At 51.2% G+C, this 16,774-nt stretch carries 25 protein-coding genes; 21 read left to right on the forward strand and 4 right to left on the reverse strand.

Annotated features, from left to right (window positions below; all coding sequences use genetic code 11):
• The 7 genes from nrdJ (at position 1) to QMK20_RS02275 (ending at position 5,494) form a co-directional block, all read left to right on the forward strand.
• Complete coding sequence (gene nrdJ / locus QMK20_RS02245) at positions 1–2,280, forward strand: ribonucleoside-triphosphate reductase, adenosylcobalamin-dependent (RefSeq protein WP_283654406.1); 2,280 nt, start codon at positions 1–3, stop codon at positions 2,278–2,280.
• Between the two features lie 14 nt (positions 2,281–2,294).
• Positions 2,295–2,456 carry a hypothetical protein gene (locus tag QMK20_RS02250; RefSeq protein WP_283654407.1) on the forward strand — a complete coding sequence of 54 codons (162 nt, stop codon included), beginning with the start codon at positions 2,295–2,297 and terminating at the stop codon, positions 2,454–2,456.
• A 199-nt stretch (positions 2,457–2,655) separates the two neighbouring features.
• Positions 2,656–3,513: a hypothetical protein gene (locus tag QMK20_RS02255; protein ID WP_283654408.1), complete on the forward strand. Its 858-nt coding sequence runs from the start codon at positions 2,656–2,658 to the stop codon at positions 3,511–3,513.
• Entirely contained in the window at positions 3,513–3,674 is a 162-nt protein-coding gene (locus tag QMK20_RS02260) for a hypothetical protein (protein WP_283654409.1), read from the forward strand. The genes QMK20_RS02255 and QMK20_RS02260 overlap by 1 nt, the downstream gene beginning before the upstream one ends.
• Positions 3,675–4,229: a dUTP diphosphatase gene (locus QMK20_RS02265; protein WP_283654410.1), complete on the forward strand. Its 555-nt coding sequence runs from the start codon at positions 3,675–3,677 to the stop codon at positions 4,227–4,229. It abuts the gene before it with no gap.
• The gene (locus tag QMK20_RS02270) at positions 4,222–4,479 is read left to right on the forward strand and encodes a hypothetical protein (protein ID WP_283654411.1); all 258 of its coding nucleotides are present in this window, start codon (positions 4,222–4,224) and stop codon (positions 4,477–4,479) included. The genes QMK20_RS02265 and QMK20_RS02270 overlap by 8 nt, the downstream gene beginning before the upstream one ends.
• Before the next feature lie 520 nt (positions 4,480–4,999).
• A complete protein-coding gene (locus QMK20_RS02275; RefSeq protein WP_283654412.1) occupies positions 5,000–5,494 on the forward strand; it encodes a hypothetical protein in 495 nt (164 codons plus the stop codon).
• A 310-nt stretch (positions 5,495–5,804) separates the two neighbouring features.
• On the opposite strand, the gene QMK20_RS02280 is transcribed toward QMK20_RS02275, so the two are convergent.
• Positions 5,805–6,221: a hypothetical protein gene (locus tag QMK20_RS02280; RefSeq protein ID WP_283654413.1), complete on the reverse strand. Its 417-nt coding sequence runs from the start codon at positions 6,219–6,221 to the stop codon at positions 5,805–5,807.
• A 50-nt stretch (positions 6,222–6,271) separates the two neighbouring features.
• Here QMK20_RS02280 and QMK20_RS02285 point away from each other — a divergent pair, with 50 nt between their 5' ends.
• The 10 genes from QMK20_RS02285 (at position 6,272) to QMK20_RS02330 (ending at position 12,989) form a co-directional block, all read left to right on the forward strand.
• Positions 6,272–7,804 carry a hypothetical protein gene (locus QMK20_RS02285; RefSeq protein WP_283654414.1) on the forward strand — a complete coding sequence of 511 codons (1,533 nt, stop codon included), beginning with the start codon at positions 6,272–6,274 and terminating at the stop codon, positions 7,802–7,804.
• Between the two features lies 1 nt (position 7,805).
• The gene (locus QMK20_RS02290) at positions 7,806–8,021 is read left to right on the forward strand and encodes a hypothetical protein (protein ID WP_283654415.1); all 216 of its coding nucleotides are present in this window, start codon (positions 7,806–7,808) and stop codon (positions 8,019–8,021) included.
• On the forward strand, positions 8,014–8,220 hold the full coding sequence (locus QMK20_RS02295) for a hypothetical protein (RefSeq protein WP_283654416.1): 207 nt from the start codon (positions 8,014–8,016) through the stop codon (positions 8,218–8,220). Before QMK20_RS02290 ends, QMK20_RS02295 begins: the two co-directional genes overlap by 8 nt.
• Positions 8,217–8,840 carry a nucleoside/nucleotide kinase family protein gene (locus QMK20_RS02300; protein WP_283654417.1) on the forward strand — a complete coding sequence of 208 codons (624 nt, stop codon included), beginning with the start codon at positions 8,217–8,219 and terminating at the stop codon, positions 8,838–8,840. The genes QMK20_RS02295 and QMK20_RS02300 overlap by 4 nt, the downstream gene beginning before the upstream one ends.
• On the forward strand, positions 8,837–9,019 hold the full coding sequence (locus QMK20_RS02305) for a hypothetical protein (protein WP_283654418.1): 183 nt from the start codon (positions 8,837–8,839) through the stop codon (positions 9,017–9,019). The genes QMK20_RS02300 and QMK20_RS02305 overlap by 4 nt, the downstream gene beginning before the upstream one ends.
• Positions 8,976–9,197 (forward strand): hypothetical protein, encoded by a 222-nt coding sequence (locus QMK20_RS02310; RefSeq protein ID WP_283654419.1) that lies wholly within the window; start codon positions 8,976–8,978, stop codon positions 9,195–9,197. The genes QMK20_RS02305 and QMK20_RS02310 overlap by 44 nt, the downstream gene beginning before the upstream one ends.
• A 168-nt stretch (positions 9,198–9,365) precedes the next feature.
• Positions 9,366–10,571, forward strand: coding sequence for an HsdM family class I SAM-dependent methyltransferase (locus tag QMK20_RS02315; RefSeq protein WP_283654420.1), 1,206 nt, complete (start codon positions 9,366–9,368; stop codon positions 10,569–10,571).
• Between the two features lie 133 nt (positions 10,572–10,704).
• Positions 10,705–11,733: a phosphoadenosine phosphosulfate reductase family protein gene (locus tag QMK20_RS02320; RefSeq protein WP_283656175.1), complete on the forward strand. Its 1,029-nt coding sequence runs from the start codon at positions 10,705–10,707 to the stop codon at positions 11,731–11,733.
• Positions 11,734–11,749: 16 nt separating this feature from the next.
• Entirely contained in the window at positions 11,750–12,142 is a 393-nt protein-coding gene (locus tag QMK20_RS02325; protein WP_283654421.1) for a sigma factor-like helix-turn-helix DNA-binding protein, read from the forward strand.
• Between the two features lie 523 nt (positions 12,143–12,665).
• Complete coding sequence (locus QMK20_RS02330; protein WP_283654422.1) at positions 12,666–12,989, forward strand: hypothetical protein; 324 nt, start codon at positions 12,666–12,668, stop codon at positions 12,987–12,989.
• A 43-nt stretch (positions 12,990–13,032) separates the two neighbouring features.
• Here the strand turns inward: QMK20_RS02330 and QMK20_RS02335 are convergent, their stop codons facing one another.
• Positions 13,033–13,251: a hypothetical protein gene (locus QMK20_RS02335; RefSeq protein WP_149093404.1), complete on the reverse strand. Its 219-nt coding sequence runs from the start codon at positions 13,249–13,251 to the stop codon at positions 13,033–13,035.
• Between the two features lie 81 nt (positions 13,252–13,332).
• Positions 13,333–13,527: a helix-turn-helix domain-containing protein gene (locus QMK20_RS02340; RefSeq protein WP_262384591.1), complete on the reverse strand. Its 195-nt coding sequence runs from the start codon at positions 13,525–13,527 to the stop codon at positions 13,333–13,335.
• Positions 13,528–13,685: 158 nt separating this feature from the next.
• Between QMK20_RS02340 and QMK20_RS02345 the strand changes: the two genes are divergently transcribed.
• Positions 13,686–13,814, forward strand: coding sequence for a hypothetical protein (locus tag QMK20_RS02345; RefSeq protein ID WP_283654423.1), 129 nt, complete (start codon positions 13,686–13,688; stop codon positions 13,812–13,814).
• 110 nt (positions 13,815–13,924) lie between these two features.
• Entirely contained in the window at positions 13,925–14,113 is a 189-nt protein-coding gene (locus QMK20_RS02350) for a hypothetical protein (protein WP_283654424.1), read from the forward strand.
• A gap of 253 nt (positions 14,114–14,366) precedes the next feature.
• On the opposite strand, the gene QMK20_RS02355 is transcribed toward QMK20_RS02350, so the two are convergent.
• Positions 14,367–14,573, reverse strand: a complete 207-nt coding sequence (locus QMK20_RS02355) for a hypothetical protein (RefSeq protein WP_283654425.1) — start codon at positions 14,571–14,573, stop codon at positions 14,367–14,369.
• 156 nt (positions 14,574–14,729) lie between these two features.
• On the opposite strand from QMK20_RS02355, the gene QMK20_RS02360 reads away from it, so the two are divergent.
• Both QMK20_RS02360 and QMK20_RS02365 read left to right on the forward strand, forming a co-directional pair.
• Positions 14,730–15,551 carry a hypothetical protein gene (locus QMK20_RS02360; protein ID WP_283654426.1) on the forward strand — a complete coding sequence of 274 codons (822 nt, stop codon included), beginning with the start codon at positions 14,730–14,732 and terminating at the stop codon, positions 15,549–15,551.
• 636 nt (positions 15,552–16,187) lie between these two features.
• Complete coding sequence (locus QMK20_RS02365) at positions 16,188–16,589, forward strand: phBC6A51 family helix-turn-helix protein (RefSeq protein WP_283654427.1); 402 nt, start codon at positions 16,188–16,190, stop codon at positions 16,587–16,589.
• Positions 16,590–16,774 lie beyond the last annotated feature (185 nt).

Consider the following 16,774-nt stretch of genomic DNA (forward strand, 5'->3'; position numbering starts at 1 on the left):
ATGCAATTATTAACGGATGAGTTTATTGGACGATACCCGGACTTTCCTGCGGAAATGAATCCGCTCGGCCATTTCGTTTACTTACGAACATACTCGCGCTGGCTCCCGGAACAAGGCCGACGCGAAACGTGGAAAGAAACCGTCAGACGCGCTACGGAATATAACTTCGGCCTCGGCGTTAAGCATATGGACCAAATCGGATACGGTGCGGCCATCGAGTGGCATCGTAAAGAAGCCGAGCTACTATTCGAAAATATGTTCCATTTGCGGCAGTTCCTCAGTGGGCGGACGTTGTGGGTCGGAGGCGCGGAGAACGGTGTCGCCGAGAAGTACCCATTGGCAAATTTTAACTGTTCGTTTATTAATATTGCATCGTGGTCGGACCTTGGCGACATGTTTTACTTGTTGCTTGTCGGCACCGGTACCGGCTTCAAATGTACAAAAGAAATGGCCGACAATCTCGCACCTATCCGTTCTAACACGACGCTACTTCATTCGGAGTATGAGCCCGTTCCGAAGGCCGCGCGCTACGAGCATACGCAGCTTCGTGATATGGCGAACGGCTACGCGAAGATTTACGTAGGCGACAGTAAGGAGGGGTGGGTCGAGTCCTTGCGCCTGTACCTCGATATCCTTACGAAGCCGGAATACGAACACATCCATACGATTAAGATTTCGTATAATTCCGTACGGCCAAATGGCGAGCGTCTGAACACTTTCGGAGGTACGGCGTCCGGTCCGGAGCCTTTACGTGAAATGTTCGCAGGGATTGATCGCGTACTCAAAAATGAGATCGACCCGGGACTGGCTCCGCTAGATGACGTAATGGCTCCGTTTGATCACGAATCAACCGGATATACGCTACAGCAAGCTGATCCTCGCGGATACCAGCAGGTACGCCCGATTCACATCCTCGATATCGGAAACCTCATCGGTAATAACGTAGTGGTCGGGGGCGTGCGACGTACTGCGGAAATCTTCCTTATGGACGCAGATGACTACGAATGTATCTTCGCAAAGTACGGACTCAACGGTATTTGGGACGCAGATAAGCACGCGAAGGTAATCGAAAAGACTCGCGCGCTCGGTCTCGAAAAGGAGGCGCGATTCCTGGAGAGCTTACCGACGTTCGATCCGAATGCCCGTCCGTTGCATCATCGCCGGATGTCGAATAACTCGATCGCATTTACGGAGCAACCTTCGCGTGAGTTCCTTAACCTTGTATTTACGATGATGCAAGCGGAAGGCGAGCCGGGCTTCGTAAATCTGGAGGAAGCGCGTAGACGTCGTCCGAATGCGGAAGGTCTAAACCCATGCGCGGAAATCCTTCTCGATTCGTACGGCGTATGCAACTTGACGACCGTTAATCTGACGGCGTTTGTCCGCGCAGATGCAACGTTCGATTGGGACGCGCTGAAGGAGGCGCAAGCCTTGTCCGCTCGTTGTGGTATGCGTATGACTCTTGCGGAGCTTGAGATTCCGCATTGGAATACGGTTCAGCAGCGCGACAGACTACTCGGCACGTCGCTCACAGGCGTTAAGGATGCGTTTGCCGCAGTAACGCGAGAGGTCGGCGGGTACGAGGCGGAAACGTTAGAAGAACTAGGCGCAATCGCGCGCTCAGAAGCGGACCGTTACGCAAAAGAACTACGTGTGTCAGCACCTCTTCTCGTTACAACGGTTAAACCGGAAGGTACGATTTCGCAGGTGGCGGGTGGAGTCTCATCCGGCTTGCACTGGTCGCATTCTCCGTATTATATTCGCCGTATCCGTATTAACGCGGCCGATCCGCTCGCAAAAGCGGTTATCGACCTCGGCTGGACGGTAAATCCCGAAGTCGGTACGCCCGGCGAAACGTATTTAGAGTGTATGGAAAACGCACGTACGTACGTCATCGACTTTCCGGTCGCTTCTGGCGCAGCGCGTACGAAGGACGACGTCAGCGCGGCCGAACAACTCGATACGTATTTCGATTTTCAGCGGTATTACACCGAACACAACTCGTCGAACACGATCACGGTGCGCCCGCACGAGTGGGAGATCGCCGAGGAAATCGTATATTCGCGTTGGGACGAGTTTACAGCGGTGTCTTTCCTTGCGCTGGACGGCGGTTCGTACGACCTTGCGCCTTACGAAGCGATCACACGTGAGAAATACGAAGAGCTGGCCGCGGCTATGCGCCCGTTCGATATGGCGCTGCTACAACGTTATGAAACAACGGGCGAGTCCGATCTTGACGGGATGGATGGATGTGAAGGCGGCGCGTGTCCGATTAGATAAACGGAGGTGTACGTATGTCTTCGGTAGTTATGTGCGAGATGTTACGGACGTTTCGGCTACACCCGTTTTTGCGCCACGCTTCGGAGTTCGGTGATTTGACGGACGCTGAGCTGCGGAAGATTGACGCGCTAATGCGGATGGTACCAGCGAGAGCACCGGATAAGCGTCGGAAGTAAACGGAGGGCCTTCGGGCTTCTCCGTTTTTTTTTTATTTTCGTAAAAGTGTGCGAGACGCATTTCTCATCCGTTGAAGTAGATGAAAGGCGGAAAACATTACGCTCAACTGTGCGAAATACATTCCGCTGGAAACAAACGTAGTGTAAGGCGGAAACAACCGCCGAGTAACGCAAAACTAAAACGGAGGCGATTCGCATTATGACGAATTATCGTGAGGTTAACCGCATAGCAAACGTAGGGGAACGAATTAGGATCGTTAATCCGCAATTCGCGTACGGCTACGGAGAGGGCGCTGAGGGAGCTGTCCTTCAAGTCGATGGTAGCGGAGTATACGCCGACATCAACGGAAACAGACCCGGCGTCTTTCATCGGGAATACGTCGTACTCGAACCGGTAGCGACGTTAGGTTCTGACGAAGCCCTAGCCGACGCTTTTACGCAATTCATTCGAGACAACGCCGATACGATTCGCACTATTCTCGGAGACAGCGCATCTAACGTAACTAAAACGGAGCCGGCCGAATTAACACGCGCAGCCGTTATCGAAAAAGCACGCGCTGACGTAGCGGAGTTGGAGCGTATAGGACGCGATGTTGACTCGCGCTTACCCGAACTTTCTCCATTTCACTCGAATTTCTATCGCGTAAAGTTTTACGTTAACTGCGAAAAACGCGCAGTAACCGCGTGTATTACGTATCGAGGCGGAAGTGCTGTCCGCGCAAGGGGTATCGCAAAAGCCGCACCTGATGACGTATTCCACGCAGAAATCGGCAAGGCGATTGCACTCCGCCGCGCGTTGGGCCTAATGGTGCCGAGCGAGTATACGGATGCTCCGAAACCGGATGAGCCGCGAGTAGGTGCGATCGTAATTGACCGTTACTTTACCAATACGTGGGAGACAACGTTAACAAGTCGCATACAGCAGTACGACGCAAGTGGTCACGGCAAAGCGTGGAGACATACGCACGATCTCGGATGGATAGGCGAAGATCAATTCGCAATTATCGACGACACTGACGTTGACTACAGCGTTGTTACGGAAGGGGCGGCGGCCTAATGGCTATACGTGTACTAAACTGGATGTGCGCGCTTTACTGGACGGGTGTCCTTATATCGGTAATTGCCGGAAGCTATACGTTGGATCGCGTTGACTCGATACTGGCGTTACTCATCGTAATTATAAACTTCGTAGGATACGGAATCGAGGGGGACGAGTAAATGAACGTTAAAATCAAGCGTCTACATCCGGACGCAAAAGTCCCGCAATACGCAACGCCCGGCGCGGCCGCCTTCGACCTCGTAGCGGTTGAGGGCGTAATCATTGCGCCGGGCGAGACGAAGAAAGTACCGCTCGGCCTCGCGTTCGAAATTCCGGAGGGCTACGTAATGATCGTAGCGATGCGGTCAGGAGTCGCGCTGAAGACGAAGCTGCGGCAACCAAACGGAATCGGCGTGATTGACTCGGATTATCGCGGTGAGGTTGCGATGATGTTCGATAACAGCCATACAGATTTGCCCATCGACGAATATTGCGAGTGGCCGACGTTTATTGACGGAAGCGAGGCCGTTGGGGTGAACCTGCTCAGTGGCGAATGTATCATCCGTAAAGGTGACCGCGTAGCTCAGGCGTTCATCTTACCGATTCCTCGCGTCAATCTCATCGAGACGGATGGCGAGCTTTCGGAGACGGAGCGCGGGGCGGGCGGATTCGGACATACGGGGATTACAACGGAAGAAGGACTGCGTCAATTGGAGGTGGCTGCACGTGCCTAAATACCGGAAACTACCCGTTGAGGTAGACGCAATCCAGGTAATCTACGGCAAGACAACGATCGGTGACGTGATAGCCGCGTTAGGATCAAATCCGCTTGAATGGGACGGTTCAGAACACTTCATCCAAACGTTGGGAGGACGTATGGTCGTATGCGACGGAGATTTCGTTATCAAAGGAGTAGCGGGCGAGTTCTATCCACGTAAGCCGGATATCTTTCACGCAACTTACGAGGAGGCGGCGGTTAATTGAAACGGATATCAGTCGGATTCATTCTCGGAGTCTGCGCGTTGTTTTGGACGTTCGTAATTCACAAGGCTATACGCTAAACGGCTCCGAATAGATAGAGTGGGGGTTTATCGAATGTGTCCGTAACAACTCCGTAATACTGGTAACGAGTTCCTATGTGTCCGTATAGGTACGTAGCGTCGGGATTCTTTCGCGACTCGCCGTGCTTTGAGAAGACGAAGGTTTCACGTTTGTTGGGGAAATAATCTAGTGACCCTACTAGGATACATGAATTATTAGGCACTTCGGATACTTTAAATATGATTCGGAGAGAGAAGGGCTCGCCATCAACTCCGAAAGATTGTCTAGTGGCCTTTGACATGTACCATGTACAGTCTTTATTTATTCGAAGATATAGGTTTGAGTCGCATGGGTTTATAAATTTCATAGTGGTAGAGCACCTCCTGCAATCAAAGGGTATCACGAAGTCTGAGATTGAGGAAGGGCGTAGGGCTGTCTGGAAGCACGAAAAGGAGGGCGCTGCATGAACGAAATAACGTTAACAAGCGCACGGTACAAAATCACAGCCGTTAAGCGCAAGACTCGCGCTAAGACTTTCGCGGACTGGCGTGTCGGGGATGAAATTCAGCTATCAACGGATATTGAATACAAAGGCGGAGGTTACGCGTCGTATTTCCGAGCGGAGAACCTTACGCAGGGTACGTCAGTGCGGAAGTCACAGTCGGAGTTGTCGTATTTATTGCGTAGCGTGTTCGAGCTTGAGCCCGTAACCGAGCCGCAACTAGCCGAAGTCATCCCGTTTCCCAACGCCGTCGCCGACGTACTCGAAGCTTGGGCGGCCGCAGCTCGGCGCGGTGAGATTACCGGCGTCATTATCGCAGGACTCGGGTCAGACCGACTCGAAGGCGATACGTTAACAGCGGCGGTCAACGTTAACTCGCGTGAGTATGGCGTACTTGTCAACGATTTGAACGATTCGCGGATTATCGAAACGGTCGACGTAAATTTATTCGAATAGGAGAGTGGCGTAGTCTCGCGGACATTTATCGAACTCTTCATCGCGGTAATAGTCGCACTCAATCCTCCGAATGAGCCGACGCCAACGCCCGTAGTAAAGACGGAGAAAACAGGCAATTCCCCGTCTTCTACTTACGTGGTCACCGCGTACGCACTCGGCGATGGATTCACGCCAACACACGGTATTACTGCGTCAGGTAGGCGCGTCAAGAACGGAGTAACCGCAGCTTGTCCGAAGTCCATCCCGTTCGGTACACGTGTCGATATCGAAGGCGTCGGAGTCCGCACGTGTTGGGATCGAGGTGGTCGGATTACTGACGGACATATCGACGTCTACGTAAAGGATATTCGGCGGGCGGTTGTTTTTGGGAAGCGACGGCTAAACGTTCGCGTTCTTCCATAACGAGTTGGATCGCGCGTAGATTTGTGGCGGTCCTCCAGTGAAGCCCCGTTGCAGCTACCAGGGTACCGGATACTCCTAAGAAGTATGCAGCGGCTATGGAAATCGCAAACCAATCTCGCCCGTCACCTAGGAGCTTATTCACGGTCAGTAAGACTAGCGGTATCACGTAGGCTATCAACGAACCTAACAACGACATTTGTTTTGCGTTATCTTCCTCAGCAAGGTAATACTTTTCGAGAACCTTTAAGTCTGAATCACTCGTCGTTTCATAGTTCTTACAAATCAATTTAATCCTATTAATTTTCTCTTCTTCTTTTTCATTCATTGCTATTCCCCCTTATTTAATATATCGGAAACCATAAAGGAGCGGATTATATGACGAAGTATTTGCGTTGTCACACGGCTGGTGTAGCTGGACAAACGGTAGGTGAGCGGTACGAGGTTATTCACGAAGATGACCGTTTATATACGATCCGCGGTTTCGGGGGCTACACGAAGCTTCCGGACTCCGGTGGGGACAGTTACCGTAATTGGTTCATTCTTGAGACGGACGATAACAGCGAGAATATCACCGTACTTCCCGACGAATCCCTCAACGGTACGGAACGCGAGTACCGCGAAGTCAATCGGAAAGCAGCCGAAGGTGAACGTATTAAAATCGTCAAGCTAGAGGGATCTTTCGGTGACTACGAGTTGGGAGATGTGATGTCGGTCCATGCTCGGGACACTGGCGGAGTCCGGACGGTTGAAACGGCTGGAGGATGGGGCGGAGACGGGCATATCCACGTATTTGACGAAGAATACACAGTCTTGGAACCGACGGATACCGTTCACCTTCCGATTAAGGGGCGTATCAGCGGTACGGAACGATTCCGCATGGTCGACCGTAAGGCCACGATAGGCGATCGCGTAATCGTGACGGATGCAACTGGAACGAGATGGGAAGGCAGTCGTCATGTTCCCGATTATCATAACGGAGACATTTTCGAAATTGCGCAGGTAAACGATGGCGTGGATTTGGCGACTAGCACTAGCGGAAAGCTGTTCTATCACCGAGAGTACCGCGTACTCGAACCGCTAACCGCCGCGCCACTCCTATCCGAACAGTCTGCGCAAGACCAAGCGGCCGCTACGATCAGCGCGTTAGCCTTACGATTGGAGACGTTAGAGGAAACGGTCCGGCGTATGGGCACCGACATACGCGTAGCACAGGAGGACATCGACATCATGGACGAGAGTATTGCGTACGATGTCCGCAAACTCGAAGCGGAGGTTGCTGCGCTGAAGGAAGCGGCGACGACGTATTCAAGGACGCGACCCGTGACACCTACGGAAGTTATCGCATCGCTCAAACGTCACAGAACTACGCAGCAGAACATAAAAGCTGCGAGACAGCAACGTCGGGACGATATCGTTGAGCGTGCGAAGGCTGACGTTAAGCGGTTGGTTACGGAAGTTGGCGGACTCGGTTGGGAAACTAGCGATATACCTGCGTTTGAAGATCACGGACCCTTGACGATTCGGTTCGTAGTCAGTCGTGACAAAAGGACCGTTGCAGCTCTTGCAGAGTGGGCGTGCTTTCCCGGTGAAGTATGCGAACGTGGAACCGCAAAGTGCGCACCAGGCGACGTATTTAACGCACACATCGGAAAGGCAATAGCGCTGTATCGTGCGCTTGGTCTCGAAGTGCCTGCGGAATATCTGACCGTTCCGAAGCCTACGGAGGTTCGGATGTACGATCGCGTTAAGTATGAGGGAGATATTTATACGATAACTCCGGGTGAATGGTGTGAGCATACGCATGGGACCCAAGAGGCATGCCTTGACTCCGAGGTTGCAAGACACGGAGTAATCGTAGATGATTCGGGATTAGTCATCGACGACACCCGCGAGGAGGTGGCGGCTTAATATGACCGACAAACTCTACGCAATCATTGACCGCGAAACTAGCGAAGTCATTTACGACAAGACGTATAAGCACGTTTCACACGCTAAACGAGCGCTGCGGTATCATTTCGGCCGCCGACTCGATCACTACGGAATCGGCGTTATTGAGAGAAGCGCAAAATTAGCGTGGTACGTCGACGAAAATGATAAATGGACGGAGGTGCCAGCAGATGAGTAAAAAGCTCGTAATAAGTGCGTCGGCCGAGTGGGTACTGGACGCAGAGGGCGAGGAAGTATTCGCGGCTTTGTCCGATGGCGAACTCACGGAGCGATTCTCGCAGATGTCTCAAGACGTCCGGGAATTACTCGTCGATAATATGGACGAGGGAGCCAGCGCGTCCGCAGTTGTCCGTATTGTGGAGGTGTCCGCCGAATGACTACGCTACCCAACATCGGACTTCTTGGCCGTCTCCGCAGCGGAAAAGACGAAGTAGCTCGTTATCTTACGGATAACTACGGTTACATGCAATTTGCGTTTGGCGACGAACTAAAACGTTACGCCCACGAGTTATTCGGTGAGCCTGCACCCGATGAGAAGCCGCGCGAACTTTACCAGTGGTTGGGGCAGACGATGCGTGAGCGCGATCCGGACATTTGGGTGCGGAAGTGTTTCGAAGCAATCGAATGGGACCGCGACAGCATCCCGGAATATCTGCGGCGGGCACATGGGTACGTAACGAACGGTGAGGTCGTACTTTCCGTACCTGCTCGTCCATTCCGCGCAGTCGTTTCCGATGTACGCCAGCCAAACGAGTACGACGCACTCAAGTCCGCCGGTTACGTACTCATCCGCGTCGAGGCTCCGGACGCCGTTCGTATCGACCGCGCAATCAAATCCGGCGACGTGTTTAACTACGCTGACCTCGTGCACGATACGGAAACGGCGCTCGACGGGTACGCAGCGGACTTCACCGTAGACAATAGCGGAACACTCGAAGCCCTCCACGCGCAAATTGACGAGATCCTCGCTTATTTGTCCGGGGAGTGGCAGGAATGACTACGTTCGACGAGCGTGTACGCAAAGCCGTAGAAGAAGCGGCTAACAACGGTTATTCACGTGGATATGACGCAGGGTATGGCGTGGGTTATGCGGCCGCCCTGCGAAGTGTTTACGGGAAGGAGGGCGGCGAGGATGACGTCGATGGATCGGTTTCGACCGCCAGGCCCGCGCGATGAACCACGCATTTCCGCTCACTGCGCTTGGTGTGGCGGCGAGATTTACGTAGGTGATTCGGTTACTAGCGTATATGACCCGGAGCCTATCCTCGTGCATGATTCGTGTGAGCACGCTTGGATCGAGTGTAGCGTAGTACACGAACGCGGCGTTGTCGGAGATGGCGGAGAAGTCACGTAAAGTATTCGCAAAAATCAACGTATGAATAATTCACAATAGACTGGCGGCGGCTTCGGCATACTTAGTGACCTAGCGTAAGTACGTTGATGCTGCGCTCAATACGAAAAAGGGAGGCAGATTTCCATCGGAAAAGCATCGCGAGCAAGATGGGACGGAAACGTCCGAAGTATGGCAATTGTCGCGAAGCCGCGCGAAGAAATAACGGAGGAGGACGTTCAGTTTCTCCGCGATAACTACACGTCAACGGGAGGGTTATTGCCGAACGCATACGCAGGCGGTGCGTTTTACACGCCGACACACGTTGCGCGGTTTATAGTCGAGGCTCTATGCGGATTATCCGGCGGGTCATTCTCTCCCGGCGTGCGTTTTCTTGAGCCTTCCGCGGGCTCCGGAGTATTCATCGAACATATGCCGGAGTATGCGGAAATAACAGCGCTGGAGCTGGACGAGACGAGCGCGAAAGTTGCATCGCTTATTTATCCGCACGCTAACGTAATCCAGGGTGACGCGTTCATGCACGCCCAGCGCGATTATTACGATTATGTGATTGGTAATCCCCCGTACGGAGTCAATCTCGATATAGCATTGGACGACTTACCGGATACCTTCGAGACGCTACGTGTCACGAAAGGCCGCGCGAAGGGAAAGTCGGAGGTCGCGTTTATCGAACTCGCAATCAAGGCGACCAAGCCCGGCGGCTACCTCGCGTTCGTGCTTCCGCTGGGCCTCAACTACGCGAATTATGCGGAAAAGGTGCGTCAACTACTCTATAAAACGTGCTGGCACGTAGCTACTATCGGGTTGCCCGGCGAGACGTTCGCATTGACCGGTACGACGATTCCGACGCAGGTATTAATCGTACGGAAAGCACCGCCAGGAACTCCGCTTATCCCTGCTGCGACAAACCGTTGGGGATCGAACTTCAGGCGCGGCGGGTACGAGGATATCACGCAGTTTAACGCAAAGTTTCTCGCAGGACAGACTCCCGCCTATTTCGCGCAAGTTACCGATATTGGTTACGACAAACAAGGCAAGAGTACGGATAAGTGGGGCGACGGCCTCACGCAACTTGATGAGCTACTCGAAGACTTTACCGACGAATACTTAATACGCTCTAACCTATACCCGCATATACCTTCGTGGCACAGCGTCAAAGACGTCTCCGCGTTTATGTTCCAGCACGCCAACAACGACGGGGACGGCTATCGTGATGCAAGCCGAACATATGCAGAAGGCCCGTACCGATGGAACGAGCTTACGCTTGGGGCTGGCGAGGAAATTGACGGAGTAAGTACGTTTGATTTCACGTGGCAGGATCGCACTGTTAGCGAATATTACAACGGACTGGCGCAACACACAAAGGAGGCGGCGTGACTTGGAAGATTACGGCGCATTAACTACGGTAAATACGCGACTCCTTAAAGCGTCGATTGTGGGTGCGGAGGAATGGCACAAAACGGCCACACTCGGGTGGAAAGAGGAACGCGCGCTCAACCTCATCCGGACAGTGCTACGTAAGGGGATCGAAGAGTACGGAGACGCATTGAGGGTAGTTGTATCATGCTCGTTCGGAGTCGATTCACTATTGACACTTCATCTCGTTCGACGTGTGTCGATGGAGCTTGGCATCTCGTTCGACACTGTCTGGAACAATACGCTGAATGAGTACCCTCAGACACGTCTATACGCGAAAAAGCTAACGGAAGAATGGTCGCTTAACCTCGTTGAAGCACGTCCGGACACTACGATTCGGAAGATATACGAGGAAAACGGAGTCGATACACTCCTGAAGCGCAAGGGCGATCGGAGCGGCGGCGTGGGCAATAAGGAGCCCGTAGTTGAAAAGTGCTGCGGATCGCTCAAACATAAGCCGATGCGTAAGGCCATCAAGGAAAACGGCTGGCACATTATGTTTAACGGAGTCCGCGCAGGTGAGTCTCGCCAGCGTTGGATGTCCGCCCGCCGTGATGGAGATTATTTCTACTCGTCCCACACGTGGAAAACGTGGGTGTGTCGCCCTATCCTTTGGTGGACCGCGCTTGCTGACTCGTTTAACTACGGAAACAACCGACAAGAGGACGTATGGAACTACGTCCGTAAGCACGACCTTCCTTACAACGCTATCTACGATATGAACGCCGTAATTGACGACGCCTACACAGGAAAAGACGTCGTTGTTGACCGAGTAACAGCGGAATATCTAGTCGCGAAAGGACTAAACGTATTTATGCCGCGTACTGGTTGCATGGCGTGTCCAATTCCGATACGGCGGGGGTACTTACGGTATCTTCGTGAAGTATTTCCGAAGGTATATCGCTCCATGCTGTTTCAACTCGGATTTGCCCGCGTCTTGATCGCAGAGATGGCGGAGGAACAGCGGGCGGAGTTACTCGAAGAACTCAACGGATTCGGAGTTATAACGGAGAAAACGGAGGAGGCAGTCCTCGACCGCTTGGAGGACGTTATCGAAATGAAACCGTGCGTATTTGACGGCGTGGGCGTTGATAAGCGAAAACAGCCGAAGAAATCGGCTTAAAACGGAGGTATATCGAATGGGGCACGTTAAAGTAGACATCGCAAAATCTGACCGCAGTTATGCGGTAAAATACGCTCTAAACGACGCAGCGGGGGTACGTTCCCTCCTCCGCGATCGTCACCGGATTAGTTCCGCACGCTTCCGCGGCGATACGGCGGCCAGCGATATCCTAATCGACTTGCATAGCGCTATTAATTCCGCAGGCTTGACGGATCGGCAAACGGAAGCTATTGCGTGGGTTTATGGCGTAGACCTTACGCAGAAAGAAGCGGCGGCTATTATGGAGATTACGCAGCCGACCGTTAAGCAGTCCGTGGATGAAGCAGTGGAGAAAATTGCGGCGGTATATCGGCGTTGGGATTATGGCGAGGTTGTCTGTGAGCATACCGAGGAAGGGGTTGCAGCGTAGTGATTAGCGATCAAGAAAGACTGTGGAGGGAACGGTCAATAGAAAAACAGCCAGTCTACTACGATTACCCAAAAGAAGGTTTCGACGGTGTTATCCTGTACGAAGAGGACGGAGTTACTCTCATTCAAATCAACGAGTATGCGGCTAAGAGGAAAAAGTATTACGTCTCGGGGGAGTCTGGACTTATTATAGCTACCTACGTCCGGGCGGACGCGGATGCCGAATATCAAAAAGCCATACAATCGCAAAGGAGCGGTGAGGCATGTCAATAGTCGATGTGTTTACGGAGGAATACAAGTCGCAATTCGAGGAGTACACCACCTTACTATTACACCTAGCCGGCGCGTCTGTGACGTCGTACGAAGATAGGGCAAGAAAAGCCGAAAACATAATCGATGCCTATATAAAATACACGGGAGTCCGCCCGGACCACATTCAGCTAGACCGAATTAGCGACCTGATTCTTTTCGACGACCTGCGGGATAGTAACCCTCACAAAACTAAACATAACGAGTATCCCATTTTGAGCGGTACGCAGTTAGACCGTAGGCGCTACGGCGGACGCGGGCAAGATTCTAATATGTCGGGAGAGACATCGTTAGAAGCGGCTCAGTGCGTCGGAGCCGACGGCAGGGACTACCGATACCCAAATAGACGTACTCGGACCATCGACGAGTTAATGTACGTTGACGAGAACGCGAAGATTCGTAATAAAGTACGTGCCGTACAATACCGCAAGGATACTGCGCCCGGTCCGGTCATTACGTACAACCTTAACGATACCTACGGAGAGCTAACGGAGGAGTTTACGCAAAGTACTACGATCCTTAATTTGTACGCAGCGTAGTCGTACTATAAAGAGCGCCGTTTTTACGCGGCGCTCTCGTTGTTTACCCTTGCTTCGTTTTGATAACGTAGAGATCACGATCGTGTTCGCCCATTTTGTGGACGAGGAAGTCAACGCTACCCTTTACGTCTGCTAATTCTTCCTTCGCGCCTTTTACTTCGCCTTCCAACGTGGATAGACGCATTTCGATACCGTCTAGTTTGGCGTTCGTTACGTCAGCTCTTTCGATTAAGGCTGTTAGTAATTGCTTTATCTCTTCCATTGTATAACTTCCTTTCAAAAGTAAAATTAACTTCATAAGTCAATTATACACTATACACAAGTGAATAGTCAATAATTTATTCTATTCGTTTTCTATATCAAACAACTCTTCAACTGACACATCTAACGCGCGGGCAATGGCGATAATGTTTGCGTATGCTCCTTGGCTGGCTCGGTCGAACCTAGATATAGCTGCCTGCGGGATTCCCGCTGCCGTTGCTAATTCAGTTTGCGTGAGTCCGCGTTCTTTCAATATAGTGCTTAGCTTGGGGGTCACCTTAATCAATTATGCCACTCCTCCGAACATTTTTATATACCTAATATAAAGGAAAAATAAACTTTTGTCAAAACTATTGACTAATGATTATACATTAGTGTATAATGTGTGTATAAGGATGACACATACGAAGAGTCATCGGAAAGGAGAACTTCAATATGAAAGATTGGGTTAATCTTGTTACGGCAATCCTACAACTGGCTACAGCACTTGCTATCTGGAAGACACATCGCCGTAATAAAAAGAAAAAAGGAACCAGTAAACGACGCGTGCGGCGCAGACGTTAAGGATTCCTTGGTAGAGGGCGGCTTACATAGCGCCTTCTATACCCAATCATAGCATACGAGGTTAACATATACAATTGGCGGCGGCCTTACGCGGGTGAGAGGTAGTTAACATGAAAAAGTGGCAGGTAATAGCTATAGCCGAGAACACACTATTTGCACTAAAAGGACAGATACCCGATTCAGAGTACGAGTCGTTCTGGCAGGGAATTGAACGGCGCAGCACAAGAATGAAGAAGGCGGAGCTTTACGAGATGTTCGCACCGATTCATAAGCGCTACTTCGAAATTAGAGAGAGATAAAACGGGGCTACGGCCCCTCTATAGGAGGTAATCGTATGGATACGTTAACGTGGATCGTGAGTATTGCGGCTTTAGTCGCTTCGATAATTGTCGCGGTTATTGTATTCCGAAATAAATAATACGCGGAGGTGCTTACGCAATGAATAAACGTAAATTCTGCGCAGGACGCTACGCAAATGGCCGCTTGTACGTGCGCATCGCTGGCGGGAAGTGGGCGGAGCTTTCAACGCTAATATAACGCACTAGGCCGGAGCTATTCCGGCTTTTTTCGTGCGCTCTCGGCCTTAAATACGTATTCTCCACGCCTAAAATACGTTCCCGCTATCTTTACGCTTTCAGGCGTATACTTTTCGATCACACCTCCGTAATCTGCAATTCGTCCGTCCTTTTCGTAAACTGTAACACGTGCTTGTGTGAGTGCTGCGGTGAGTAATTCTACGTCAGTAATTAGCGTTTTCATACGTGAGTAATTCGACGGATTTGCGTAAATTCCTCGTCTTTTTGTGTTGTATACCTATATTTTTGTTGATTTCATGACTATATATATTGAGGAAGTAGAATGTTGCGGGTACACTCCGCACACCCTTACGTTATTCCACGTAAAGGAGCTACGAATATGGCCGAATTCAAAACGCTAATTGACCCGGAAACGGGCGAAGTCTACGATAATGTACCGCTGCTCAACGAAGGTGACCGCATTACTACCGCAAAACAACGTGAATCTTACGCAAAAATACAGACAAACGGACGCGCTCCGGAGTTTACCGTTACAAATATGCATAATATCGACGAAGTAACCGAGAAGGTATCCGATAAGAATTGCGGATACCTTCTTTATTTGCAATGCTTCGTCAATTATGACGCAATCCTTGAGAATCCGGACAAGACCGCAATGAGCCGCGCGGACATCATGCGTACGCTGAAGCTCGGACGGACAGCGCTACATAACTTTCTTCGTGAGATGACCGATCACGACGTCATTTACGAGTGTGGCGACCGTTATCGGCTGAACCCGCGTTACCATTTCCAAGGTAAAACGGACAACCTCGCGGTAGTCAAAACGTTCGTCGCGAAGGTGAAGGAGCTGTATACGGAGGTTAATGCAAAGGATCTCGGCTTCGTGTACAAATTGCTCCGCTACATACACCTCGAAACGAATACGATATGCGCGAATCCTTACGAAAGAGACGTTGAGAATACGTTACCGCTTACGAAAGAGGATATCGCTACGGTTACGGGGGTTTCCGCTAAATCCGTTTATACGAAGCTGCGTAATCTTAAATTCGGGGATCAGTGCGTATTTGCCGAAGTGTCCTACGGAAAATATCGTTACTACAAGATCAATCCATTCGTGTTCTACCGGAAGAACGGGAAGCCAGACGCGACGTTGCGGGAGATGTTTTCCATCCGAAATAACTTCGCGAAACGGGCTGCGTAATTCCTCATCGGTAAAAACGCGAACAAAAACGGTCTTTCATCGGTAAAAACGCGAACACTAAAAAAGCGGCTTCCGCCTTAGAGCGGCGCGGGTTTCAGCGTTTTAGGGGGTCAAATTTATTCTTAGTCTTTGATACCGGACTTCGTCCGACACTGCGGAACTTCGTTCCTTGTGTATCACGCAGAAAAGTATATTGATAAATAATCTCTATACGCGTTCGGAGCCGATAGGCGACGGCAAGGAGCGAAGCGACGCGCAGTATCTTTTATAAACGGTAAGCGAACGTACAGTGAGCGGAAGGAGGGCGTACATGGTTACGTTATTAATCGTTTGGTTATGCGTTCATACTGCGTTAGTTTTAGCGGGGTTACTTATGCTTACGTACGTAGAAATACGGAGTGATTCGAAGACTGACGCAATAGAGCTCGCAAAGGCAGCCGCGTTTATAATCGCACTTCCTGCGTTATTCTGGTTTATATACGTATTACTGCGCTTCAATCGCGGGGGATTAGGCGGATGGATTTAAGCGTTAGATTTACGTGAAATTAACCGTCTTACTCTACGCCTTGCCTGAGCGTAGGAGAGGCGGTTCTTTGCGTTATTTACACGTTAAAAACACGGAGGGAGGGCGTAAGTATGGCGAAGAAAATAACGGCTGAGCAGTACGTAGCTATCGAGTGGTTATCTATTCCGAATAAGGGTGGTAAGACATTCGAAGAGATCGCAGCTATCTGCGGAGTTACTGCGCGTACGTTGGAGAACTGGCGTAAGACACCGACATTTGATGCGGAGCTAAAGCGTGCGATCATCCGTAACAATAGCGCTAAGCTACCGGAAGTAGTCGAATCTATGGCGGAATGGGCTATCCGTGAGGGTAACGCAGCAGCCGCTAAACTCGTGCTTCAAATTAACGGGATGTTGACGGATAAGGTCGAGGTTGAAACGAAGGATGCGAATGCTACGGATGTAGAAGCGCTGAGGGCACGGATTGAGGCGTTTAAGGTGCGTAAGGGGAACGATTCCGAAGATACGGAATAGGCGCGTATATATAAGAAGCGATTTATGCGCGGTGCCTTCGGATACTTTCGGATCGGGTGCGTTTTGCCTACACGAAGCTCCCGACGCACGCCCTCCCCGAAACTTTCCGAATTCACCCGTACGCTTCACCGTAACACCGCGTTACACTACGAATATATCACCGTATCTCGGACGTTCGTTCGTTG

It is taken from the genome of Paenibacillus sp. RC334 (genome assembly GCF_030034735.1).
GTDB lineage: Bacteria > Bacillota > Bacilli > Paenibacillales > Paenibacillaceae > Paenibacillus > Paenibacillus terrae_A.